A 24,397-nucleotide genomic window follows, 5' to 3' on the forward strand; every position below is an offset into this window, starting at 1 on the left:
TGGTACTGCACCCGGGAGGGTGTGGGAGAGTAGGACACCGCCGGACAACCATTCACAGGTCGAGGCCCCCGAACACACGTCCGGGGGCCTCCCTCTTTAACACACATGTGCGAAAACCACCGTGCCCCCGTCCATTTGGACCGGGGGCACAGCCGTTTAACGGCGGTCAGCGGAACGCCGGAATGCCCGTGATGTGGCTGCCGAGGATCAGTGTGTGGACTTCGTCGGTGCCTTCATAGGTGCGTACTGACTCCAGGTTGTTCGCGTGCCGCATCGGCGGATAATCCAGGGTGATGCCGTTGCCACCGAGGATGGCCCGGGCTTCCCGGCAGATCCGGATGGCTTCGCGGCAGTTGTTGAGTTTGCCTGCCGAAATCTGGTGGGGCTGCAGGCGTCCGGCATCCTTGAGCCGACCGATCTGCAGGGCCAGGAGCATGCCTTTGTTGATCTCGAGGGCCATATTGACCAGCTTCTCTTGGGTGAGCTGATAGCCGGCCAGGGGTTTGTCGAACTGCAGGCGGCGGCGCGAATACTCGAGCGCGGTGAGGTAACTGTCCCGCGCGGCGCCCATGGCACCCCAGATGATGCCGTAGCGGGCTTCATTGAGGCATTCGAACGGGCCGCGCAAACCCCTGGCTCCGGGGAGGAGGGCCGAACCGGGAAGGCGGACCTCCCGGAGCTCGACGTCGCACTGGACCGAGGCACGCATGGACAGCTTGGGCTCGATCGGCGTCGCTTGGAAGCCAGGGGTATCAGCGGGCATGATGAATCCGCGCACGCCGTCGTCGGTCATGGCCCAGATGACCGCTACTTGGGCGATCGAGGCGAGCCCGATCCACCGTTTGGATCCGTTGAGGATCCAGTCCCCGCCCTCGCGCCGTGCGAACGTCTTCATGCTGCCGGGATCCGATCCCGCGTCCGGTTCGGTGAGGCCGAAACACCCCACCACGGCACCGGCGGCCATACGCGGCAGCCATTCGTGCTTCTGTTCCTCGCTGCCGTGCTTGTGGATCGCCCCCATCGCCAGGGACCCCTGCACGCTGACGAACGTCCGCAGTCCGGAATCACCGGCCTCGAGCTCCAGTGCCGCAAGCCCGTATTCGACCGCACTTCGTCCCGGGCAGCCGTAGCCTTCCAGGTGCATTCCCAGCAGGCCCAGTGATCCCAGCTCCGGGATGACTTCCAGCGGGAAGACCGCGTCCTCGTACCAGCCGGCGATATTCGGCCGGATGCCGGCATCAACAAAGGTGCGGACTGTGTCCCGCATGGCGAGCTCGTCCGCGGTGAAGAGTGAGTCGATATCCAGCAGGTCGGCGTTGTCAGGCACAGGTGCTCCATTGCTTTCGGGTGTCATGGCTCCACGCTACGGCTATGGAGGGCCGCCCCCGGGAAGTTCCCCGGCGGCGTGGCATGGAAGCCCGGCGGCGGGTAGCACCGGGAGTCCCCGCCGCCGTCGTCCGGCCCTGCTGTGATGCTTCCCACGGGAAGGTGCCAAAGTGCCCCGGAAATACGGGAGGCGGGGCGCTGTCGCCTAGAATTGCAGGAGACAAACGGGCCGGATCCCGGCGGCGTGAGAACAAAATACGGATACGAGCGGCTGCGCATGCGCCAGTGGTCGGCTCACAACAGGAGGAATCCATCATGGCTGAGCACAACGGCGGAAACCGCGGCAACTACGGCGGCGGCCGGGGAGACCGCGGTTCCTTCCGCGCGAACAACAACTCCGGAGGCGATCCCCGCGGATTCCGTTCCCGCGACAACCGGGAAAACCGCGACGGCGGCGCCGGCGGACAGCGCGACGGAAGGCCCTTCGGTGACCGTGACCGTAAGCCCTTCGGTGAGCGGGACGGCAAAAAGTTTGGTGACCGCGACCGCAAGCCTTTCGGTGACCGTCCGCGCCGCGAGGGTGAGGAGCGCCGTAGCTTCGGCGATCGTCCGGCCCGTGACGGTGAGCGCCGCGGCTTTGGTGACCGTGACCGTGGTGAGCGCAAGTTTGGTGAGCGGAAGCCGTTTGACCGTGACCGTAAGCCGTTTGGTGACCGTCCGCGCCGTGACGGTGAGGAGCGCCGTAGCTTTGGTGACCGGGGCCCGCGGAACTTCGACGGCCCGCGCCGCGAGGGTGAGGAGCGCCGTAGCTTCGGTGACCGTCCGGCCCGTGACGGTGAGCGCCGCGGCTTTGGTGACCGTGACCGTGGTGAGCGCAAGTTTGGTGAGCGGAAGCCGTTTGACCGTGACCGTAAGCCGTTTGGTGACCGTCCGCGCCGTGACGGCGAGGAGCGCCGCAGCTTCGGTGACCGTGACCGCGGAGACCGCAAGTTCGGCGACCGCCCGGGACGCGGCCCCCGCAATTTCGATGGCCCCCGTGACGGCCGCGGAACCGGCCCCCGCGAAGACCGCCCGGCCCGCGTTCCCAACGCCGCTGACCTGCGCAGCGCCAACCGTCCCGAGCGTGACCGTTCCCCGGAAATCGACGACGACGTCACGGGCCAGGAACTGGACCGCGCCACCAAGAACCAGATCAAGACCCTCGAAAGCACCAACGCGAACTGGGTCGCCAAGCACCTGGTGATGGCAGGCCGCCTGATGGACATCGATCCCGAACTGTCGTTCCAGCACGCCCTGGCCGCGAGCCGCCGCGGCGGCCGCCTCGCCGTCGTCCGCGAAGCCGTCGGCCTCACCGCCTACGCCGCCGGACACTACGGCGAAGCGCTGCGCGAATTCCGCACCTACCGCCGGATCAGCGGCTCCAACGTGCACCTGCCCGTCATGGCGGACTGCGAGCGTGGCCTCGGCCGCCCGGACCGTGCGCTCGACGTCGTCCGCTCCCCGGAAGCCCAGGACCTCGACGCTCCGGGCAAGGTGGAACTGGCCATCGTTGCCTCCGGCGCCCGCGCGGACCTCGGCCAGGTGGATGCCGCCGTCGCAGAACTCGAGATTCCGCAGCTGGACATCAACCGCGCTTTCTCCTACAGCCCGCGCCTGTTCCGCGCCTACGCCGATGCGCTGACCGCTGCCGGCCGCGGCCCGGAGGCCGAGCGCTGGCTGCGCCAGGCCGTCGTGGCCGAGGACGCCCTGGGTGTCGGACAGTTCGAAGAGCCGGACATCATCGACCTCGGCGAGGACGATGAGGACACAGTCAAGCCGCGCTTCCGCCGCGATGAGGCCGCCGCGGCCGCGGCCGGAGACGACGCCGCCGCGGGTGACACCGGGGAAACCGCGCAGCAGCAGTTCCGCGGGGAAGAGGCCCCGGAAGTCGGCGACGTGGAACTCGACGACGCCGAATCCAGCTACTTCGAATCCGACGACGCAGAATCGGACGCCGACTCGGTGGAAGAGGACGTCCTGGACGAATCCGGGGACGAGTCCGCTGAAGGCAAGCAGAATGACTGACGCCCCCTTGCTGGCCGGCTTCGACTCCGTCCTCTCGGACCTGGACGGCGTGGTGTACGCCGGGCCGCACGCCATCCCCGGCGCCGTGGAGTCCTTGTCCAGGCTCGGGGACGCCGGAGTCGGCCTCGGGTACGTCACCAACAACGCCTCGCGCACCCCGGCCCAGGTGGCCGCGCACCTGCGCGAACTCGGCGCCCCGGCCGAAGACCACCAGGTGGTGAGCTCCTCGCAGGCCGCGGCCGTCCTCCTTGCCGAGCTGCTGGCCCCGGGCTCGCACGTGCTGGTCACCGGCAGCGCCGCGCTTGCGCACGAAATCGAGCTGGTCGGCCTGGTCCCGGTCCACGACGCCGCCGGGAAACCGGTGGCCGTCGTCCAGGGCTTCAACCCGGAAATCGGCTGGAAGCACCTTGCCGAAGCCTCCTACGTGGTGGCAGGCGGGGCACTGTGGGTGGCCACGAACACGGACATGTCCATCCCGCAGGCCCGCGGCATCGCCCCGGGCAACGGCACCCTCGTGGCGGCCGTCGCCGCAGCCACCGGCAAGACGCCGCGCGTCGCCGGCAAGCCCGAGGCACCGCTCTTCCACGCCGCGGCCAAGCGGCTGGGCTCCGAGCGTCCCCTCGTTGTCGGCGACCGTCTCGACACGGACATCCTCGGCGGCAACCGCGCGGGATTCGCGACGGCGGCGGTGCTCACCGGCGTCGACTCCCGTGAGTCGATCCTCGCCGCCCGTGCCCTGGAACGGCCGAGCTACCTGATCCCGGACCTGACGGCACTCTACGAGCCCTACCCTGCGATCAGCGAGGACGGCGGGATCTTCCGCTGCGGCGGGACCAGCGCGTCCGTGCAGGACAGCACAGTCACCGTCAGCGGTTCCCCGGACGAACTAAACTCCTGGCGCGCGGCCTGCGCGGCCTGGTGGTCGGCCACTCCCGACGCCGCCGAAGCCACGGCTCCCCGCGTGGAGTGGATCGAAAACTAGACTGCTGGCATGACTGAGATCAACGGACCCCGGGGCGACGTGCGCTGGCCGGACCCGCCGGACGCCACCGGTGATCCGCTGGTGGACACGGTCGCAGCCGGTCTGGCGGACCTTCCCGCGGCGCCTGTGGAGGAACACTTGTCCCGGTACACGGACATCCACGATGCGCTGCTGTCCGCCCTGGACACTGAAGAACACGCCGGCCCCGAAGAAAGCTGAGAATGGCACGTCTTGACCAGGAACTCGTCAGCCGCGGGCTGGCGAGATCCCGCACCCACGCGGCCAAGCTCATCGCGGACGGCAAGGTCAGCTCCGGCGGCACGGTGCTCCTCAAGGCCTCCCTCCAGTGCGGGGAGGACACCGCCCTCGAAGTCCAGGCGCACGCGGAGGACGCCTACGTCAGCCGGGCCGGCCACAAGCTCGCCGGCGCCCTTGAGGCGTTCCCCGAGGTGTCGGCCGGCGGCAAGCGCTGCCTGGACGCCGGCGCGTCCACCGGCGGCTTCACGGATGTCCTGCTCAAGCGCGGGGCCGCGCAGGTGGTGGCGGTCGACGTCGGGCATGGCCAATTGGTGCCGGAGCTGCGGGAGGATCCGCGCGTCGTCGTGCACGAGGGCCTCAACGTCCGGTACATGGATCCGGCGCAGATCGGCGGCGAAGCCGCACTGACGGTCGCTGACCTGTCCTTCATCTCCCTGACCCTGGTGCTGGAACCCCTCGCAGCCTGCACGGTTCCCGGGGGAGACCTGCTCCTCATGGTCAAGCCGCAGTTCGAAGTCGGCCGCGAGCGGCTGTCCCGCACCGGGGTGGTCTCCTCCCCGGAGGAACGACGCCGGGCCGTGGCCGGAGTGGCACGTGCGGCCCTGGATGCCGGGCTGGATTTGTGCGGGCTGGCGGAGAGCCCGCTGCCCGGCCAGGACGGAAATGTGGAGTACTTCCTGTGGATGAAGCGCAGGATGTCGCCGCTCCTGCCTAAGATCGAAGAGCGCGACGGGCACGTCGACGCATTGTTGGCGAAGATCTGGACCTGAGAACAGGCCACGAGCGGAACGGAAACCCATGAGCAGGCGCGTACTGGTCCTTGCCCACACCGGGCGGGAAGAATCCCTCCGCGCAGCGTGGGATGCCTGCGACGCCCTGCATTCCTCCGGCCTGGTGCCCGTGATGCAGAAATCCGAACTGGCGGACGTGGAGCGCTTCTTCGGGCACGTGGATAAGCCGATCGAGATCCTCCACGAGGACGTTCGGCTTGAGGACGTCGAACTCGTCATGGTCCTGGGCGGCGACGGCACCATCCTGCGCGCCGCGGAACTGGTCCGCGAGGTGGACCTGCCCATGCTCGGGGTAAACCTGGGGCACGTCGGCTTCCTCGCCGAAAGCGAAAGGGCAGACCTCACCCAGACCGTGGAATGGATCGCCAGCCGCGAATACACCGTCGAGGAACGCATGACCATCGACGTCCAGGTGTGGGTGCGCGGCCAGAAGATCTGGCACACCTGGGCCTTGAACGAGGCCGCCATCGAAAAGGCCGACCGGGAACGCATGGTGGAAGTCGTCACCGAAGTCGATGAACGGCCCCTGACGTCCTTCGGCTGCGACGGGGTGGTGCTCGCCACCCCCACCGGCTCCACGGCCTACGCCTTCTCCTCGGGCGGCCCCGTGGTGTGGCCCGAGGTCGAAGCCCTGGTGATCGTTCCGATCAGCGCCCACGCGCTCTTCACCAAGCCCCTGGTAGTGTCCCCGCGCTCCAAGCTGGCCGTGGAGATCCTCAACCGCACCGACGCCAAGGGCGTGCTGTGGTGCGACGGCCGGCGTTCCGTGGACCTGCCGCCCGGCGCCCGCGTGGAGGTCACCCGCTCCACCCGGCCCGTGCGCCTTGCCCGCACCCACCAGACCCCCTTCTCGGCCCGCCTGGTCCGCAAGTTCGAACTTCCCATCCACGGCTGGCGCGGCCCGGTGCCGCGTTCGTCCGAGATCCACACCGGTCCCGTGCCGGTGGTCCGCACGCCCACGCCCACGCCCTTGCCGGGCCCGTTTGACCCGCCGGGGCCCAGCGTTCCCGGCCATGAGAACTCCGAAGAAGCCACAAAGGAGAGCTGATCCATGATCGAGGAACTGCGCATCCGCGACCTCGGCGTCATCACCGACGCCACCCTTCCGCTCGGCCCGGGGCTGAGCGTGGTCACCGGCGAAACCGGAGCCGGCAAGACCATGGTGGTCACCGCCGTCGGGCTGCTGCTGGGCTCACGGTCCGACGCCGGCGCGGTCCGCACGGGCGCGAAGTCCGCCTCCGCGGAAGCCCTGTTGACCCTGGACCCCGGGCACACCGCCGTCGAACGGGCCCTGGAGGCCGGCGGCGAGGCGGAGGAGTACGACGGCGGCGCGCAGCTCCTGCTCGCCCGCTCCGTCGGTGCCGACGGCCGCAGCCGGGCGTTCGTGGGCGGCCGTTCCGCCCCCGTGGGGGTCCTCGCCGAACTCGGCGAGAGCCTGGTGGTGGTGCACGGCCAGTCCGACCAGATCCGGCTCAAAAGCGTCACGGCGCAGCGGAACGCCCTGGACCGCTTCGCCGGCGCGGAACTCGCCGGGATCCTGGGCGGGTACCAGGAACTGTACGGCCGCTGGAAGGCGGACCAGGCCGAATTGGACACCCTCCGCAGCGAGGCCCGGGAACGCCTGCGCGAGGCCGAATCCCTGCAGGCGGCGCTCGAGGAAATCGACGGCGTCGATCCCCAGCCCGGCGAAGACGAATCCCTCAAGGGCGAAGCCGTGAAGCTGGCCAACGTTGAGGAACTCCGCATCGCCGCGGCCGCCGCCCACGAAGCCCTGATCGCCGAGGATTTCGGCGACAGCGGGGACGCCACCACCCTGGTCGATGCCGCCAAGCGCCAGCTGGAACAGGTGGCCGAACACGACGAAGCCCTCGGGGCGGCCGCGTCCCGGCTCGCCGAGGTCGGCTTCCTGCTCAACGACATCGCCGCGGAGCTCTCCAGCTACCAGGCATCCCTCGATTCCGAAGGCCCGGAACGGCTGGCCGAAATCGAGGAACGCCGGGCCGCGCTGGCCAAGCTCATCCGCAAGTACGCCCCCAGCATTGACGAGGTCCTGGAATGGGCCGCCACGGCACGAGTCCGGCTTGACGAGCTGCAGGATGACTCCACCCGCATCGAAGCCCTGGAAGCAGCGGTCACCTCAGCCGAGGCGGAACTGCGCAAGCAGGCAGCCCGGATCAGCAAGGCGCGCAGCAAAGCGGCCAAAGGCCTCTCCTCGCGCGTCAGCGCCGAACTGACCGCGCTCGCCATGGCCGACGCCACCCTCGTGATCGACGTCCAGGACAGCGGGGAGCTCGCCCTGCACGGCCAGGACGACGTCGCGTTCCTGCTGCAGCCGCACTCCGGCGCGCCCGCCCGTGCGCTCGGCAAGGGTGCCTCGGGCGGTGAACTTTCCCGCGTGATGCTGGCCATCGAAGTCGTCCTCGCCGCCGTGGACCCGGTCCCCACGTTCGTCTTCGACGAGGTCGACGCCGGTGTGGGCGGCAAGGCCGCCGTCGAAATCGGCCGCCGCCTGGCGATGCTGGCCCGGCACGTGCAGGTCCTGGTGGTCACGCACCTGCCGCAAGTGGCCGCCTTCGCCAACCAGCACATCCGTGTGACCAAAACCTCGGTGCGGGGCGCGGACGGGAAAACTTCCACCGGATTCACCTCCAGCGACGTGCAGCTGCTGGACGAGGACGAGCGCGTACGGGAACTGGCGAGGATGCTTGCCGGGCAGGAGGATTCCGAATCCGCCCGTGCCCACGCCCAGGAACTGCTCGACGACGCCAAGCTCCTGCCGCAGCCGGCCTAATTCCGGGCCAGGACCCTGGCCGCGCGAAGCATCATCGCCCGGAGCACCAGCGGGTGCAGGACCCGGACCGGTACGAAGTAGAGGCGTCCCCTCCACCCCTTGAGCCGCACGGCGGTGGTGACCCGCAAAAGGTGCGAAGCGGCGTCGAACGCCACCCCGCAGCTAAAGTCCAGGTGCCGGTCCTCCGCGGTGATCAGTGCCTCTTCACCCGCCACCCTGGAAACGGCGAACACATCCGCGGGCGCCTTGGGTATGCCCGCCAGGCCCACGAGCTGTTGCCGCAGCGCCATGAGTGCCAGGACCCAGCGGGGCATGGCGGATCGTGAGAAGACCGTATCCGCCCAGGCTCGCGGATCCGAGGTTGCCGATTGCCGGCATGGGACGACTATCACATCGGCGTAGTCGGGTTCCGGAATGGCTTCGAGGGCCAGGGAACGGAACACCGGTTCCCCGGCGCGAGAGGACGATCCAACGGGATTTTCCATGCCCATGCCTTGATCGTAGCGGGGCCCGCGGGAGAGCATGGATCATTTGGGGAAACAAGCGGCGGAACCCTTGGAGGCGCAATTGATGATAAGCTCGAATTCCGTGGTGCAGCGATCTAATTCCCGTGTAAATTCCCGGTTCCCGGGCTCGTCCAAGACGACCAAACACATCTTCGTCACCGGCGGTGTGGCGTCCTCGCTCGGAAAGGGGCTGACGGCGTCCAGCCTCGGCCACCTGCTGCGGGCACGCGGTCTGTCTGTAACTATGCAGAAGCTCGATCCCTACCTGAACGTGGATCCGGGCACGATGAACCCCTTCCAGCACGGCGAAGTCTTCGTCACCGACGACGGCGCCGAGACCGACCTCGACATCGGACACTACGAGCGCTTCCTCGACGAAAACCTCGAGGGCTCGGCCAACGTCACAACAGGCCAGATTTACTCGACCGTCATCGCCAAGGAACGCCGCGGCGAATACCTCGGCGACACCGTGCAGGTCATCCCGCACATCACCGATGAAATCAAGCGCCGCATGCGCCTGCCCGCCGAAGGCAAGAACGCCCCGGACGTCATCATCACCGAAATCGGCGGCACCGTCGGCGACATCGAATCCCAGCCCTTCCTGGAATCGGCCCGCCAGGTCCGCCAGGACATCGGCCGCAACAACGCCTTCTTCCTGCACGTTTCCCTGGTGCCGTACATCGGCCCGTCCCAGGAACTGAAGACCAAGCCCACCCAGCACTCCGTGGCAGCCCTGCGCTCCATCGGCATCCAGCCCGAGGCGATCGTGATCCGTTCGGACCGCGAAGTCCCGGACGCGATGCGCGAGAAGATCGGCCGCATGTGCGACGTGGACGTGGACGCCGTGATCAACGCGGCCGACGCTCCGAGCATCTACGACATCCCCAAGACCCTGCACGCCCAGGGCCTGGACTCCTACATCGTGCGCGCCCTGGACCTGCCGTTCAAGGACGTGGACTGGAGCAAGTGGGACAAGCTGCTCGAAGCGGTCCACAACCCCAAGCACGAGGTCGAGGTGGCCCTGGTGGGCAAGTACATCGACCTGCCCGACGCCTACCTCTCCGTGACCGAGGCCCTGCGCGCCGGCGGTTTCGCGAATGAAGCCAAGGTCAAGATCCGCTGGGTCCCCTCGGACGAATGCGAAACCCTCGAAGGCGCCCAGAAGTCCCTGGCCGGCGTGGACGCCATCTGCGTTCCCGGCGGCTTTGGCATCCGCGGCCTCGAAGGCAAGCTCGGCGCCCTCAAGTTCGCCCGCGAAACCCAGCTCCCGGTCCTGGGCCTGTGCCTGGGCCTGCAGTGCATGGTCATCGAGTACGCCCGCAACGTTGTTGGCCTGGAAGGTGCTTCCTCGTCCGAGTTCGAACCGGATTCGAAGTACCCGGTCATCGCCACCATGGAAGAGCAGCTGGACATCGTGGAAGGCAAGGGCGACCTTGGCGGCACCATGCGCCTGGGCCTGTACGAAGCCAAGCTGGACGAAGGCTCCGTTGTTGCCGAGACCTACGGCGCCACGGCGGTCAGCGAACGCCACCGCCACCGTTACGAGGTGAACAACAAGTACCGGGACCAGATCGCGGCCGAAGGCCTCGTGTTCTCGGGCACCTCCCCGGACGGCAAGCTGGTCGAGTTCGTCGAACTGCCCCGCGAAGTGCACCCGTACTACGTGGCCACGCAGGCGCACCCCGAGCTCAGCTCCCGCCCCACCCGCCCGCACCCGCTGTTCGCAGGCCTCGTGAAGGCCGCCCTGGAACGCCGCACCGTTCCGGCCGCGAAGGCGGCAAGCAAGGCAACAGCAGCAAAGTAGTTCACAGCACCCGCAAAGGACGGCGCGATGCCCGGTAGTTCCGAATCTTCCAGCAGTTCCCGGCAGCTTTCGGACACACCGAGCCCGCGCCGTCTTTTGTCGTCCAGCAAGGTCTACGAGGGCCGGATCTGGGACGTTGTCAGCGACGCCTTCGAGCTCGCCGAGGACAGCGGCACCCTGGTCCGCGACTACATCGACCACCCGGGCGCCGTCGCCGTCCTTCCCATGAACGGCGACGGCGACATCCTGCTGCTCAAGCAGTACCGGCACCCGGTGGGCATGGACCTTTGGGAGATTCCCGCGGGCCTGCTGGACATCGAGGGGGAGGACTTCGTCGTCGGAGCCGCGCGGGAACTCGCGGAGGAAGCCGACCTGCAGGCCGCGCAGTGGAACGTCCTGGCGGACTTCTTCAACTCGCCCGGCTCCTCCAGCGAGGCGATCCGGATCTACCTGGCCCGCGGCCTGTCCGACGTCCCTGAAGCCGAACGCCACGTCCGGACGGACGAGGAAGCCGAAATTGAGCTGCGCTGGGTGTCCCTGGACGAGGCCGTCGCCGCCGTCCTGGAGGGCCGCCTGCACAACCCCTCGGCCGTCGTCGGTATCCTCGCGGCCGCCGCCGCACGCGCCGGCGGCTTCAGCGGACTGCGGCCCGGCAACACCCCCTGGCCGGCCCACCCCAGCCAGCGCTGACCATGCCGCCTGGGGAGAACACACGCACGGCCACCGCCGTCGACCGCGCCGTCAGCGATTACCTGCAGCACCTGGGGGTGGAGCGCGGCCTGGCCAGCAACACGCTCTCCGCCTACCGCCGCGACCTCACCCGCTACGCCAACTTCCTCGCCACCGCCGGCATCGACAAGCCCGGCCAGGTTACCCGGCACGACGTCACCGGCTTCGTGCAGGCCCTCTCCGACGGGTCAGACGGCGCCGCCGCCCTGGGCGTGCGGTCCGCCGCCCGCACCGTGGTTGCCGTCCGCGGCCTCCACAAGTTCTGGGCCCTGGAAGGAACCACGACGGCGGACCCCGCCAGCGATGTCCACCCGCCAATGCCCGGCAAACGGCTGCCCAAGGCGATCACCGTGGACGAGGTCACGCGGATCCTCGAAGCCGCCGGAACCGACACCGCCACGGGCCTGCGCGACCGCGCGCTGCTCGAATTCCTGTACTCCACCGGCGCCCGCATCAGCGAAGCGGTGGGCCTCGACGTCGACGACGTCTCCCTCGAGAACGACTCCGACGGTCCCGCGATCGTTCGGCTGTTCGGCAAAGGCTCCAAGGAACGCCTGGTGCCGCTGGGCTCCTACGGGGCACGCGCCGTCGGTTCCTATCTGGTGCGCGGCCGTCCGGCCCTGGCCGCCAAGGGCAAGGGCACTCCGGCCTTGTTCCTCAACGCGCGCGGCGGGCGGATCAGCCGGCAAAGCGCGTGGACCATCCTGAAGACCGCGGCAGACAAGGCGAACATCACCAAGGACGTCTCCCCGCACACCCTGCGCCATTCCTTCGCCACCCACCTGCTGGAAGGGGGAGCGGACGTCCGCGTGGTCCAGGAACTCCTCGGCCACGCTTCGGTGACCACCACCCAGGTGTACACCCTGGTCACGGCGGACACGCTCCGCGAAGTGTACGCTGCAGCCCACCCCCGCGCGCTGGGTTGATAGGAAACTGGGCTGACGATTTCTTCCAGGCGATGTAAGAAACCGATGCTCCCGGGACACTAAGTCTTTAAAATCGAAGCCATCGAGTCCGGGGGGATCAAGATGCTGGCTGCCAGGGAGCACGAGTTCATAGCTCTGCACGCTGAGCACTTCACTCGCGTTTACCACTACATCGCCTACCGCATCAACGACCAGGCCCGTGCGGAAGAGCTCGCCGCGGATGTCTTCCGCATCGTCTGGGAAAAGCGCCTCGACGAGCCGCCGGGCATCGGCTGGCTGATCGCGACCGCACGGAACGTGCTCGGCAACGAATACAAGGGCCGGCGCCGCCGCGAACAACTCATCGAACGGCTGACGGAGGAAGTCCGCACCCGGGATGCGGGCGCCGACGACGGCCAGCGCGCCGCCGTCGCCGATGTCCTGACCCGGCTGAACGACCGCGACCGGGAGGTCCTAATGCTCAGCTATTGGGACGGGCTGAGCACCGCTGAATTGGCCCAAAGCCTCGAGTGTTCGCCGTCCGCGGCCGCGGTCCGGCTGCACCGGGCACGGAAGGCCTTCGCAAAAGCCGCCCCCTCACACCTCATGACAGAACGGAAGGGCTAGCCATGGACCGCATCGAGCAGCTCATGAAGGACGCGAAGCCGCGCGTCGGCGAGCCGGGCATCACGCCAGGCGCCGTAGAGGCCCGTTCCATTGTTTTCTCCACCGACCCCGAGGTGGTGTCCCTGGCCGGGCGGACGCCGCGGCGGCGCGCCGCCATGCGCACGGCGGTGGCCGGCCTGGCCGCCGCGGCGGCGGTCGCGGCAGCCGTGGTGGTTGGTGGCACGCTGATGCCACAGCCGGCACCTGACCCGGCCAACACCGGCACCCCGTCGATTTCAGCCAGCCCGACTCCGAGCCATTCACCCAGTCCGACGGCAACAACCCAGCCGGCCGGCCTGAGCACCAACGGCGTGGCCTGCACGCCTGCGAACATCGACCTGCGCCGCAGTACCCAGAACCCCGCGACCGAAGCGATCCCCGCCGCGGAACAGAAGTACTACAAGGTGCTGGGATGCGCGGACGGCTGGCTCGCCTACGAGCTCTCCGCGGAAGGTGCCCGGGTCATCGGGGGCGACGGCGGCGATGCCTGGTACAACATCGCCAGGCTGCAGGACAACAAGCGCTTCCTCACGGACTTCCAGCAGCCATGGTCCAGCGTCTACAGCTGGAAGTTCCAGGCCCTGAACAACGACGTCTCGCAGAACGGCCAGCACCTCACGCCGCAGCAGGCCATGGACAAGGAATTCGCCGACAAGGGCATCCCGGTGGACATCCGGCCGCAACTGGTGGGTGACGGTCCGCCAACAACCACCGGAGCAACTCCGGGCTTGAGCGCCTACACCAGTCCGGACGGCAGGGTGACCTTTGACTATCCGCAGCAGTGGACCGTGCGGGCGAAGGAGAGCAGCGCGCCCGGCGAGATCAGGTTGACGGTGCACGATGCCGAAGGCAAGAAGCTCGCCGAGCTGGTGTACGGCAGCCAGGGCGGCGGGCTCGGCGGCGGCTGCGCCACACCGGTTCCCTACACGGTGCTGGACTACGCCGAAGTCTCCCTGCCGTATAACAAGGCGTTCGAGGGCGTCATCACGCCCCGTTTCGCCTACCGGGCGATGGAAACCAACGGACGGGTCCTGGCCTCCTACGGCCTGACCAGCACCGTGGGCGGCGCCGACGGGAAGGCCTGCTCCATCTACAACGTGGTCAACGGTCCGGCCGAATCTCCGAGCTACATGTTCGCCAGCGGGGCGCAGATGCGCGCCGACTTCAGCGACGCCGAAGCACAGGCGCAGGGCGTCATGACCTTCGCGACCATGGACGAGGCCATCAACTACCGGAACAGCGAGGAATACAGGCTGCTCAAGGCAATGATCACCTCCCTGAAGATCCCCAACGCACCGGTGGATTAGAGCGGGCCAGTCCGGCTATAAGGTAAGGGGATGGAATTCGCCGACGTCACCCTGTGCTTCCTGGTCCGGGACCTGCCCGACGGCGGAAGGGACGTCCTGCTCGGACAAAAGAAGACAGGATTCGGTGCAGGCAAGGTGGTGGGCCTGGGCGGGCACGTCGAGCCGGGCGAAAGCGACGCCGAAGCCGCCTGCCGGGAGGTCTTCGAAGAGTCCGGAGTGACGGTCCACGAAACGGACCTGGTGGACGCCGGCACGGTCCGGTTCGTGTTCCCCGCCCGTCCCGAATGGAATATGCGCACCCGGCTCTTTGTGGCCATGCGCTGGGACGGCGAACCGCAGGAAAGCCTGGAAATCGCGCCGGAGTGGTTCGCGGTGGATAACCTGCCGGTCGAGCGCATGTGGCAGGATGCCGAACACTGGCTGCCCATGGCCCTGGGCGGCACGGTCCTGGACATCGACGTCGTCCTCAACGACGACAACACTACGGTCAGCCACGTGACGCACCGCTGACTCGCCGAACCACACAGCAGGGCGGCCCGGTCACCATGGTGACCGGGCCGCCGTCGTGCGCTGCCGTGGGTGGTTTACGGAAGATGCCGTTCGTCCACGCCGTTGTACTCGCTCAGCGGGCGGATCAATGAGTTGGAGCCGAGCTGTTCCATCACGTGGGCGGTCCAGCCGGTGATCCGGCTGGCCACGAACAGGGGAGTGAACGTGGGGGTGTCAAAGCCCATCAGGTGGTAGGTGGGCCCGGCCGGATAGTCGAGGTTCGGCTTGATGCCCTTCGCCTCATCCATGGCCTGCTCCAGGCCGTTGTACAGTCCCAGCAGTTCGGGCCGGCCGTAGTGGGCGATCATCTTGTCCAACGCGGCCTTCATGGTGGGCACCCGGGAGTCGCCGTGCTTGTAGACCCGGTGGCCGAAGCCCATCACCTTCTTCTTCTGTGCCAGGGCGTCTTCCATCCAGGCCTTCGCCCGGGCGGCGGCATCCTCCATGGACTCTTCGGCGCGGATGCCGATCTCGTCGAAGGTGTCCATCACGGCCTCGTTGGCGCCGCCGTGCAGCGGGCCCTTGAGGGCGCCGATGGCGGCCGTGACCGCGGAGTGCAGGTCGGACAGCGTGGAGGTGACCACGCGGGCAGTGAACGTGGAGGCGTTGAAGGAGTGCTCCGCGTACAGGATCATCGAGACGTTGAAGGCCTTGACCACTTCCTCCACGGGATCCTCGCCGAACGCCATCCACAGGAAGTTTGCCGAGTAGCCCAGGTCATCGCGCGGCGGAACGAGGTCCTGTCCGCGGCGGCGGCGCTGGTCGTAGGCGACGATCGCCGGCATCGCGGCCCAGAGATCGATGGCTTTCTTGAGGTTGGCCTCGGGCGAGGAGTCCTCGGCCAGCGGGTGCCGGGCGCCCATCACGGAAGCGGCCGTGCGGCATACGTCCATCGGGTGCGATTCCACCGGCAGGACGTCGACCACTTGCTTCACCACCGGGTCCAGCGCGCGGCCGGCGCGCTCGCGGGCGGTGAACTCCGCGAGCTGTTCCGGCGTCGGAAGTTCGCCGTTCCACAGCAGGTAGGCGACTTCCTCGAAGCTGCAGCGGGCGGCGAGCTCCTGAACAGGGTAGCCGCGGTACAGCAACGAGTTGGTGTCCGGGTTGACCTTGGAAATCGCGGTGTAGTCCACGACGACTCCGGCCAGCCCTTTCTTGATGTCTTCAGCAGCCATGCCGAACTCCTTCGTTCATCTCTGGCAGGGCACCGGCTGTTGCGCGGTCCCTGCGTGCCCTTCATGGATCCGGTTACTGGCGGGCGCCGGGAACCTGGAAGTTGAAAACGCCGGTGTCGAAGCGGTTGTAGGCTTCGTAGTCCACCAGCTCGTAGAGCCGGGCGCGGGTGAGCATGTTCTCCACCTCTGCCTGCTGCGTCCCAGATGCCTTGATCGTTTCCAGCGTACGCTCTGCAGCCCCCATCGCAATGCGCAGCAGGGTGACGGGGTAGATGACCAGGTTCACGCCGACGTCCTGGAGCTGCTCCACCGTGAACAGCTCGCTCTTGCCGAACTCGGTCATGTTGGCCAGGACCGGCACATCCACCGCTTCACGGATGGCCCGGAACTCCTCCAAAGTGGCCATGGCCTCGGGGAAAATCGCGTCGGCACCGGCTTCCACCAGGGCCTGGGCGCGTTCCTTCGCGGCCTCCAGGCCTTCCACCGCGCGGATGTCGGTGCGGGCCATGATCAGGAAGTCCGGGTCGCGGCGGGCGTCGGCCGCGGCGCGGATGCGTTTGGTGGCCGTCTCCAGATCCACGACGGCCTTGCCGTCCAGGTGGCCGCAGCGTTTGGGGTTGAACTGGTCTTCGATGTGGCAGCCGGCCAGTCCGGCGTTCTCGAGTTCCTGGATGGTGCGTGCCACGTTCATGGGCTCGCCGAAACCGGTGTCCGCGTCCACCAGGCAGGGCAGGTCCGTCATCCGCGCGATCTGCCCGGCGCGTTGCGCGACCTCGGTGAGCGTGGTCAGGCCGATGTCCGGCAGGCCGAGGTCGTTGGCCAGCACCGCCCCGGAGATGTAGACGCCGGGGAAGCCCTTCTCTTCGATCAGCCGCGCGGACAAGGGGTTGAAGGCGCCGGGGAACTGGAGGATCTCGTCCGAGGCGAGCATGTCCCGCAGCTTGCGCCGCTTTTGCTCCGGGGTGGTGGTGGAGTACAGCATCTAGAACAGGCCCTTCGGGGCGTTGGCGGGGTTGATCACGCCGGGGGCGGCGGTGATGTTGAGCTGGTCCAGTTCGCCGGCGGCCAGTTCGGGCAGGCGTTCGACGGCGGCCAGGAACCTTTCGATTTCGGCTTCCTCGACCAGCCCCGCGGCCAGGGTGCGGAACTTGTTCACGTACTGCTCCCGGGCGAAGGGCCGGGCGCCGAGCGGGTGGGCGTCCGCGACGGCGATCTCGTCGGTAATCACGGTCCCGTCCGTCAGGGTAATCTCCACGGAGCCGCCGAAGGCCTTCTCCGCGATGTCCAGCGAGTGGTACCGGCGGGTCCATTCCGGGTCCTCCACCGTGGTGACCTTGTGCCAGAGCTCCACGGTGTCCGGCCGGCCGGCCCGTTCGGGGGTGTAGGAGTGAACGTGGTGCCAGGCGCCGTCCTGCAGGGCCACGGTGAAGATGTACGGGATGGAGTGGTCCAGGGTCTCACGGGACGCCGTGGGATCGTACTTCTGGGGATCGTTGGCGCCGGAACCGATCACGTAGTGCGTGTGGTGGCTGGTCTTGATCAGCACGGAGGCCACGTTCGCCGGGTCCGTGGCTTCGGGGTGTTCCTTGTGCAGCTTGCGGGCCAGGTCGATCCAGGCCTGGGCCTGGTACTCGGCGGAGTGCTCCTTGGTGTAGGTGTCCAGGATGGCGCGCTTGGCCTCGCCCGGACCGGGCAGCGGCACCTCGTAGGAGGCGTCCGGGCCGTCCAGCATCCAGGCGATCACGCCGTCTTCGCCTTCGTAGATCGGCACCGGGGAGGTCTGCCCGCGCATGGCACGGTCCGCCGCTTCCACGGCCATCTTCCCGGCGAACGCGGGAGCGTGGGCCTTCCACGTGGAGATTTCGCCCTTGCGGGACTGGCGGGTGGCGGTGGTGGTGTGCAGGGCCTGGCCCACGGACTGGAAGATGGTTTCCACGTCCAGGCCGAGCAGGGTGCCGATGCCGGCAGCCGCAGAGGGGCCCAGGTGGGCCACGTGGTCGATCTTGTGCTTGTGCAGGCAGATCGCCTTGACCAGGTTGACCTGGATTTCGTACCCGGTGGCGATGCCCCGGAGCAGGTCCTTGCCGGAGGCGCCCACGTGCTGGGCCACGGCCAGGATGGGCGGGATGTTGTCGCCCGGGTGGGAGTAGTCCGCGGCCAGGAAGGTGTCGTGGTAGTCCAGTTCGCGCACGGCCACCCCGTTGGCCCAGGCGGCCCACTCGGGGGAGACCTGCTCCGTGATGCCGAACACGCCCGCGCCCTTGCCGCCGGTGCTCGGGGCGTGGGTCAGCGCCTGCGCCCGGGCGGCGACGATCGGGGCCCGGTTCAGCGAGGCCACAGCCACGGAGGCGTTGTCGATGATCCGGTTGATGACCATCTCGGCCACCTCAGGGGTCACCTCCACCGGGTCGGCGGCGACCACGGCGATTTTGTGCGCCAGCTGCTCCTCGCGCGGCAGGTTCTCTTCTGACTTGTAGACACGGACGTGGTGGCTCTTGACCAAGGTGGTGGCTCCTTCAGGATGTGTGGCTGGCCTTGACGTTGCTGTTTTTTACGTGGGACAGGCTTCGGTGCAGGTGCAGGATGGTGGCGGCTTCGGCGAGCTTCGCGTTCCCGCCGGCGATGGCTTCGGCGATCGCGGCGTGCTCGGCCGCCGCGGCACCCAGCCGGGCGGCGTCGTCGGCGGCCAGGCGCCGGACCCGGACCAGGTGCACGCGCAGGCTGCGCAGGGCCTGGGCCAGGTAGGAATTGGAGATGGCGGCGTCGATCGCGTCGTCCAGCTTCGCCACCAGCGCGTAGTAATCGTGGCGGGCGGGGTCGCTGCCTTCAAGGAGCGCGGGCGCCTGCAGGAGTTCGCTGTGGAGTTCGGCGAAGATGCCGCGTTCGCCGCGCTCTGCGGCCAGCGCCGCCGCCCTGACCTCGAGGGTTTCGCGCAGCTCGAACAGTTCGTCGATGTCCTCCAGCGAGATCGCGGTGACGACGACACCGCGGCCGCCGGCCGCCGTCGTCAGGCCTTCCGCGGTGAGCCGGCCGAGCGCCTCCCGGACCGGCGTGCGCGAGACGCCGAGGCGTTCGGACAGCTCCACCTCGCCCAGGACCGTTCCGGGGGCGAGGCGCCATTCGAGGATGTCCTCGCGGAGGGCGGCGTAGGCCTTGTCGCTGGCTCGCATGGCGTCAGTGTATACACAGCGCGCCTGGATGTGCCAGTGGTCCGCGAAAACTGGCCACAATGTATACAGAAGAGAGGCCTACTGCCGTGCAACGTAGTAGGCGTTGAAGGGGTCGTCCTCCAACTCATGCACCACGACGTCCCCGAATCCGGCCTCCCGGAGCATGCTGAGGGCCAGCTGCCGGCCCCACACTGCTCCGAGTCCGGCGCCACCCTGGCCCAGCGACACCGCCATGCAATGGAAAGTGGAGATGGCGTATAGGAAGCTTCCCCACGGGATGGCCGAGTTGTCCTCCAGCCTGCTGGAGGCGTTGATGTCCACCATGAGGAACGTCCCGCCAGGCCTGAGGGCCGCACGGATGTTGCGCAGCACGCGGGCCGGATCGGCCTGGTCATGGATGGCGTCGAAGGCCGTAATGAAGTCGAAGCGCTCCGTGTCCTCAAGGTCTGCCACATCCAGCAGTTCGAAGTGGACGTTGGCGAGGCCGCGGCGCTCCGCCTCGGCCGTAGCGGCTTCCAGGGCTTCGGCGGAAAAGTCGTATCCGGTGAAGTCGCTCGCCGGATACGCCCCGGCCAGGAGGTTGAGGGCGTGGCCTTCGCCGCAGCCGATGTCGGCCACCGAAATTCCCGTGCGCAGGGATTCCGTCCGTCCGCTGAGGGGAATGATGGCCTCCAGGAGCGCGGCATCGTTCACCACGGCACTGTTGGCGGCCATCAGCTGGTGGAAACCGGGGTAATCGCCGTAGCCGGTTCCGCCGCCGTTCCGGAAGGCGCGCTCGATCTTGGGGACGGCCTGGGCCAGCAGCGGAAGGTACTGGATGGTCGGGGCGAGGTTCTCCGGCCCCTGGCCGCTGAGGACGGGGCGGTATTCCTCCCGCAGCAGGTACGTGCCGCCGTCGGGGTCGTAGCGGAGCAAGCCCGCCGTGACCATGCCGCCGAGCCACTCGCGGACGTAGCGTTCGCTGAGTCCGGCGGCGTCGGCGATGAGCTCGCTGCGGGCCGCGGGAAGCTTCGCGAGGGTGTCAAAGAGGCCGGTCTGGTAGCCCAGCCCGGTCAACAGGGCGATGGCGCCGTCATTCAGGATGTCCAGCATTCTGCCGGTCGCTTCTTCCACGGTTGTGTTCATCGCGGGTCCTGTCCCTTCGTCTCCCGGTCGGACCGTCGGCAGGTCCAGGTGTCCGTGGATTCACGCTATGGCGGAGAGACAGGGCGGGGCATCGGGAATTCCATGCATCTTTGGGCCGCCACTGGTGCGAAACGTGCAGCTCCCAATACATGCAGCTCCTTAGGGGGAGGGGAACTCGGGCACGCGGTGCCTGCGCGCCCAGGCGGCAGCGGCGGTGCGGGACTCCACGTCGATCTTGGTGAAGATGTTGGCCAGGTGGCGGCCGACCGTCTTTTCGCTGATCGAGAGGGTCGAAGCGATCTGGCGGTTGCCCGCCCCCGCCAGCACGCAGCCGAGCACCTCGAGCTCCCTCGGCGTCAGCCCTCCGGGGCCGGGCGCCTTGGGAGCGGCTCCCTCAGATGTGCTTCCCACACCCAGGCGGGAGCGGATCGCCGCCGCCGTGGCCCGCTCCGCTTCCGCGGTCTGGACATCTCCCAGCGCCGCGCGCACCATCGCGAGGCGCTCGTGCACCACAGCCAGCTCAAAGCGCAGCCGCTGGGCACGGTAGAGGCCCGCCGCATCCTCGAATTCCTCCGCGGCCAGCCCGGGATGTCCCTGGGCCGCCAGAACGATGCCGCGTGCGTGGCTTGCCCACGCCCTGAAGCCGGCCGTTCCATAGAAGGCGGCCGCAGCTTCCAGCTCCTCGCAGTAGGCCGCCGCCGCGTCTGGTGACCGGGAGGCCAGGAGCTCGACGGCGGCCAGCAGCAACCGCGTCCGGCCCACCGGGCCGCGTTCGGCCAACGCTGCGCGCAGCGCCGCGACGGCCTCCTCGGTCCGGCCGGAATCGGCAAGAAGCAGCGCCGAGCCGGGCTCCGCATCCGAGCCCAGGGCGCGGGCCAGGCCGAACGCCAGGGCGGCACCCTCGCGGTCCCCTTGCCTGCGCCGGACTTCGCCGAGTTCGTAGTAGGCGTCGCCGGCGATCCAGGCGTGGGCGTGCCGCAGGCGCTCGCCCGCAGCGGCCATCTCCTGTTCCACGGCGTCCCAGACCCCTTCCGCGCTGAGGAGCTGGAGCTGGTGGACGCGGACGATGGCGGAGAACATGAACGTTTGCGAGAGCTCGGCGCACCACCGGGCCAGGGCGTCTGTCCAGGCCCGCATCCGGGCGAAGTCGGCGGTTTCGTGGCACAGGTGGATCACCGAACAGTAGATGTCTCCGCCCCACTCGACGGGGACCTGGCCGGCCACGACCGGGAGCATCGCTTCGTCCAGGTCCCGGAAGCCCTTCGCGGCATCGCCCGTCCGGATGGAGCCCAGCCCGGACAGCACGCTGGCGAAGCTTGCCAGGTCGTGGGCCGCCAGCCTTTCGGCCAGCTGCCGCAGCTGGACGGAGGCCGCGAGCGCGGGGCCCGGGTCGCCGTCGATGTTCATCGTGTCGTTGGCCTCGACGTAGAGCAGGTAGCCGTGTTCGACGGATTCGGGCAGGGTGTCCAGGAGCCGCCGCGCCCTGCCCTTCCATGCCGAGGACACGGCGATGTCGCCTCGAAGACCCCACTGGACGGCCAGGGCCAAGGCGGTCCTTGCAGCTTCCCGAAGGTTTCCTTCGCCCTCGAGCCGGGTGAAAAGCTGCTCCGAGAGGTTCATGGATTGCTGGAGGTCGCCCAGCCACCATTGGGATCTGGCCAGCTCCGCCAGTTCCGTGGTTCCCGGCTGCGACATGGGTCCTCCAAGGCTCGGAACCAGCTTACGTCCGGGTGCGCGGACCGACGAGATGGCTGGCGGTCAGCCGCGGCTCCAGCGGTATTCGTTCTCCGGACGGCCCGGCGTTCCGTAACGGGGGCTGCGGACCACCACGCCGGCGTCGGCAAGGTATTCGAGGTAGCGGCGGGCCGTCACCCGGGACATGCCCAGGGCCTCCGTGGCTTCGTTCGCCGAAACGGCTCTGCCCAGCCCGGCCAGGTATTCCTTGACCGATTCGAGGGTTCCCGTGGACAGCCCCTTGGGCAGCGGCACCTCGGTGGGTGCGCGGAGGCTCGCGAAGGCCTGGTCGACGTCGCTCTGCGAGGCCCCGGACCGGGGTCCCGGCGCGGCGGCGGCCAGCTGGTCCCGGAAAGCCCGGTAGCTGCGCAGCTTGTCCGCGAAAGTGGCGAAAGTAAACGGCTTGATGAGGTATTGGACCACCCCGATCGAGACGGCGCTGCGCACGATGTTGACCTCCCGCACGGCGGTAATCGCAATGATGTCCGCCAGCAGCCCGGCGCCGCGCATCCTGCGGGCGACGTCCAGTCCGTGCAGGTCCGGCAGGTTCATGTCCAGCAGGACCAGGTCCACCGGCTGGCCGGCGGCCGCGAAGTCGTTGAGCAGGCGCAGCGCCGACTGGCCGTCCGGTGCGGTGCCCGCAACGGTGAACCCCTCCAGCCTGCCCACGTAGACGGTGTGGGCGTCGGCGGCGATCGGTTCGTCCTCGACGACGAGGACGCGGATGTCGTTCATTAGGTTTCCTTCGTGGGGTCCGGTGCCGTGGAGTCCGGCGCGGGCAGCACTACGCGGAACAGGGCACCCGACAACTCGTCGTCGGCAGCGTCGATGGACAGCGTACCGTCCAGCCGCTTCACGGCCTGGCGCACCAACGCCAATCCGACGCCGCGGCCGCCCGCCCCGGGAACGCCGCCGTCCGGGCCGGGCGCCTTGGTGCTGAATCCGTACTCAAGGATGTCCCCGGCAATCGCGGGATCGATCCCGGGGCCCGAATCGGCCACCGTGAAGGTGACGTCGTCCGGCGTCGTGGCGATCGCGAGTGACACCCTGCGCGGCGGGGGAGCGGCAGCGGCGGCGTCGAGCGCGTTGTCCAGCAGGTTCCCCAGGATGGTCACCAGGTCCTGCACCGCCAGGCCGTGCAGCCCGTGGTCGCCGGAGACGTCCACCGTGAGCTCGGCCCCGCGTTCATGGGCCTCCGCGGATTTGCCCATGATGAGCGCGCTGAGCACCGGCTCGTCCACCGAGCCCACGATGTCGTCGGTCAGCCGCTGGCTCAGTTCCAGGTCCTTGGTGGCGAAATCCAGGGCGTCGCCGGTGCGGCCCAGCTCCATGAGGGACACGATCATGTGCAGCCGGTTGGCGTGCTCGTGGGTCTGCGCCCGCAAGGCACCGGAGAGGGTCCGCATGGTTTCCAGTTCGCTGCCGAGGGATTCGATTTCGGTGCGGTCGCGCAGGGTGGCCACCGTTCCGAAGACTGCCGGTCGGCGTCCGCCGCGGAATGGCCCGACGGCGGGGGCCTGGTTGACCACGAGGATCCGGGAATCGCTGAGGTGGATTTCGTCGTGGGCGGTCCGGCCGGAGCCAAACAGTTCGCGCAGGCTGGCATCCAGGGGCAGCTCGGCCAGGCGCGGCGCGGCACCCGCGGCAGGCCCGACGTCGGAGGGTTCCAATCCCAGCAGCTCCGCCGCCTGGTCGTTGTACATGACCACCGTGCCGCGGGTATCGATCAGGACGACGCCTTCGCGGACCGAATGCAGCACCGATTCATAGTAGGCGAACAGCTGCGCCAGTTGCTCCGGCCCCCAGCCGCGGGTGACCGAGCGCAGGTAGCGGCCCAGCAACCACGACGCGAGCGATCCCGCGGCAAGCAGCGCAAGGCAGAGAGCGATGATTGCCCCGAACCGGCCGGAGGCCGCGATGTCCACGTTGCGCACCGTCACGCCGGCAGCCACCAGCGCGCGGACGGTGCCGCCGTCGTCCTTCACCGGAACGATCGTCCGCACGGACGGTCCCAGGGTCCCGGCGGTGACTTCGGTGAATGTCTCGCCGCGCAGGGCCGGGTCAATGGTGCCGATGTACGGCCTGCCGATCTCCGCCGGATTGGCGTGGGTCCAACGGGTGCGGTCCGGCGCCATGATCGTGATGAAGTCGACGCCGGCGGCCGCCATGACCTTCGCCGCGTACGGCTGCAGCGTGGTCGAGGGGGACACGGTTCCGGCGGCCTGGAGAACCAGGGGATTGGCGGCGACGGCGGCCGCAACGGTCTGCATCCGGCGCCCGGCATCGTCGTACGTCCGCTGCCGGGCGTCGATGATCGCCGCCGTTCCCAGCACCACGCTGAGCAGCAGGACGAACAGCACATTGGCCACGAACAAGCGGCGGGCAATGCTCCAGCGCCGGATCATGCGCACCTCCAATGACCAATATGACCACAACGGTGATCCGCGTCACCCCCGGCACCATGATGGATGTCACACCACCGGCGCAGGAAAGCAGTGCAGATGCCGCAGCGCCT

At 68.4% G+C, this 24,397-nt stretch carries 23 protein-coding genes; 12 read left to right on the forward strand and 11 right to left on the reverse strand.

Features of this window, described 5'->3' with window-relative positions; genetic code table 11:
- Positions 1-166 precede the first annotated feature (166 nt).
- Both BLP88_RS14810 and BLP88_RS19175 read right to left on the reverse strand, forming a co-directional pair.
- Positions 167-1,354 carry an acyl-CoA dehydrogenase family protein gene (locus tag BLP88_RS14810; RefSeq protein ID WP_074590424.1) on the reverse strand — a complete coding sequence of 396 codons (1,188 nt, stop codon included), beginning with the start codon at positions 1,352-1,354 and terminating at the stop codon, positions 167-169.
- A gap of 266 nt (positions 1,355-1,620) precedes the next feature.
- Entirely contained in the window at positions 1,621-2,562 is a 942-nt protein-coding gene (locus BLP88_RS19175; protein WP_245679886.1) for a hypothetical protein, read from the reverse strand.
- Positions 2,563-2,568: 6 nt separating this feature from the next.
- Here BLP88_RS19175 and BLP88_RS19180 point away from each other — a divergent pair, with 6 nt between their 5' ends.
- Genes BLP88_RS19180 through recN form a run of 6 tightly spaced genes read left to right on the forward strand, consistent with a single transcriptional unit; the run spans position 2,569 to position 8,212 of the window.
- Positions 2,569-3,390 carry a tetratricopeptide repeat protein gene (locus BLP88_RS19180; protein WP_245679887.1) on the forward strand — a complete coding sequence of 274 codons (822 nt, stop codon included), beginning with the start codon at positions 2,569-2,571 and terminating at the stop codon, positions 3,388-3,390.
- On the forward strand, positions 3,383-4,372 hold the full coding sequence (locus BLP88_RS14820) for an HAD-IIA family hydrolase (protein ID WP_074590425.1): 990 nt from the start codon (positions 3,383-3,385) through the stop codon (positions 4,370-4,372). Before BLP88_RS19180 ends, BLP88_RS14820 begins: the two co-directional genes overlap by 8 nt.
- Before the next feature lie 9 nt (positions 4,373-4,381).
- Positions 4,382-4,591, forward strand: a complete 210-nt coding sequence (locus tag BLP88_RS14825) for a hypothetical protein (protein WP_074590426.1) — start codon at positions 4,382-4,384, stop codon at positions 4,589-4,591.
- A gap of 2 nt (positions 4,592-4,593) precedes the next feature.
- Positions 4,594-5,400 carry a TlyA family RNA methyltransferase gene (locus BLP88_RS14830; protein ID WP_074590429.1) on the forward strand — a complete coding sequence of 269 codons (807 nt, stop codon included), beginning with the start codon at positions 4,594-4,596 and terminating at the stop codon, positions 5,398-5,400.
- A gap of 28 nt (positions 5,401-5,428) precedes the next feature.
- Positions 5,429-6,469 carry an NAD kinase gene (locus tag BLP88_RS14835; protein ID WP_074590430.1) on the forward strand — a complete coding sequence of 347 codons (1,041 nt, stop codon included), beginning with the start codon at positions 5,429-5,431 and terminating at the stop codon, positions 6,467-6,469.
- Between the two features lie 3 nt (positions 6,470-6,472).
- A complete protein-coding gene (recN, locus tag BLP88_RS14840; protein WP_074590432.1) occupies positions 6,473-8,212 on the forward strand; it encodes a DNA repair protein RecN in 1,740 nt (579 codons plus the stop codon).
- Here the strand turns inward: recN and BLP88_RS14845 are convergent.
- Entirely contained in the window at positions 8,209-8,697 is a 489-nt protein-coding gene (locus tag BLP88_RS14845; protein ID WP_074590595.1) for a DUF2867 domain-containing protein, read from the reverse strand. The two genes, recN and BLP88_RS14845, sit on opposite strands and share 4 nt — an antisense overlap.
- Positions 8,698-8,782: 85 nt before the next feature.
- Between BLP88_RS14845 and BLP88_RS14850 the strand changes: the two genes are divergently transcribed.
- The 6 genes from BLP88_RS14850 to BLP88_RS14875 all read left to right on the forward strand — a co-directional run bounded on the left by BLP88_RS14850 (position 8,783) and on the right by BLP88_RS14875 (position 14,639).
- A complete protein-coding gene (locus tag BLP88_RS14850; protein ID WP_074590434.1) occupies positions 8,783-10,522 on the forward strand; it encodes a CTP synthase in 1,740 nt (579 codons plus the stop codon).
- A 27-nt stretch (positions 10,523-10,549) separates the two neighbouring features.
- Complete coding sequence (locus BLP88_RS14855) at positions 10,550-11,212, forward strand: NUDIX domain-containing protein (protein ID WP_074590436.1); 663 nt, start codon at positions 10,550-10,552, stop codon at positions 11,210-11,212.
- A gap of 2 nt (positions 11,213-11,214) precedes the next feature.
- Positions 11,215-12,177: a site-specific tyrosine recombinase XerD gene (xerD, locus tag BLP88_RS14860; RefSeq protein ID WP_084111260.1), complete on the forward strand. Its 963-nt coding sequence runs from the start codon at positions 11,215-11,217 to the stop codon at positions 12,175-12,177.
- A 102-nt stretch (positions 12,178-12,279) separates the two neighbouring features.
- Positions 12,280-12,783, forward strand: coding sequence for an RNA polymerase sigma factor (locus BLP88_RS14865; RefSeq protein WP_074590440.1), 504 nt, complete (start codon positions 12,280-12,282; stop codon positions 12,781-12,783).
- A 2-nt stretch (positions 12,784-12,785) separates the two neighbouring features.
- Positions 12,786-14,129 carry a hypothetical protein gene (locus BLP88_RS14870; protein WP_074590441.1) on the forward strand — a complete coding sequence of 448 codons (1,344 nt, stop codon included), beginning with the start codon at positions 12,786-12,788 and terminating at the stop codon, positions 14,127-14,129.
- A 30-nt stretch (positions 14,130-14,159) separates the two neighbouring features.
- On the forward strand, positions 14,160-14,639 hold the full coding sequence (locus tag BLP88_RS14875) for an 8-oxo-dGTP diphosphatase (RefSeq protein ID WP_074590443.1): 480 nt from the start codon (positions 14,160-14,162) through the stop codon (positions 14,637-14,639).
- 74 nt (positions 14,640-14,713) lie between these two features.
- Here the strand turns inward: BLP88_RS14875 and BLP88_RS14880 are convergent, their stop codons facing one another.
- From BLP88_RS14880 to BLP88_RS14915, 8 genes are all read right to left on the reverse strand, one after another.
- Entirely contained in the window at positions 14,714-15,853 is a 1,140-nt protein-coding gene (locus BLP88_RS14880) for a bifunctional 2-methylcitrate synthase/citrate synthase (RefSeq protein WP_074590444.1), read from the reverse strand.
- A 73-nt stretch (positions 15,854-15,926) separates the two neighbouring features.
- Positions 15,927-16,835, reverse strand: a complete 909-nt coding sequence (prpB, locus tag BLP88_RS14885) for a methylisocitrate lyase (protein ID WP_074590446.1) — start codon at positions 16,833-16,835, stop codon at positions 15,927-15,929.
- The gene (locus BLP88_RS14890) at positions 16,836-18,356 is read right to left on the reverse strand and encodes an MmgE/PrpD family protein (protein WP_074590448.1); all 1,521 of its coding nucleotides are present in this window, start codon (positions 18,354-18,356) and stop codon (positions 16,836-16,838) included.
- Positions 18,357-18,369: 13 nt separating this feature from the next.
- On the reverse strand, positions 18,370-19,023 hold the full coding sequence (locus BLP88_RS14895; protein WP_074590451.1) for a GntR family transcriptional regulator: 654 nt from the start codon (positions 19,021-19,023) through the stop codon (positions 18,370-18,372).
- 78 nt (positions 19,024-19,101) lie between these two features.
- Positions 19,102-20,148, reverse strand: a complete 1,047-nt coding sequence (locus BLP88_RS14900) for a class I SAM-dependent methyltransferase (RefSeq protein ID WP_074590452.1) — start codon at positions 20,146-20,148, stop codon at positions 19,102-19,104.
- A gap of 159 nt (positions 20,149-20,307) precedes the next feature.
- Positions 20,308-21,843, reverse strand: coding sequence for a helix-turn-helix domain-containing protein (locus BLP88_RS14905; RefSeq protein WP_084111262.1), 1,536 nt, complete (start codon positions 21,841-21,843; stop codon positions 20,308-20,310).
- 63 nt (positions 21,844-21,906) lie between these two features.
- Positions 21,907-22,617 carry a response regulator gene (locus BLP88_RS14910; RefSeq protein ID WP_074590456.1) on the reverse strand — a complete coding sequence of 237 codons (711 nt, stop codon included), beginning with the start codon at positions 22,615-22,617 and terminating at the stop codon, positions 21,907-21,909.
- Entirely contained in the window at positions 22,617-24,287 is a 1,671-nt protein-coding gene (locus BLP88_RS14915; RefSeq protein WP_074590458.1) for a sensor histidine kinase, read from the reverse strand. Before BLP88_RS14915 ends, BLP88_RS14910 begins: the two co-directional genes overlap by 1 nt.
- Positions 24,288-24,397 lie beyond the last annotated feature (110 nt).

The organism is Arthrobacter cupressi, from assembly GCF_900099975.1.
GTDB classification, from domain to species: domain Bacteria; phylum Actinomycetota; class Actinomycetes; order Actinomycetales; family Micrococcaceae; genus Arthrobacter; species Arthrobacter cupressi.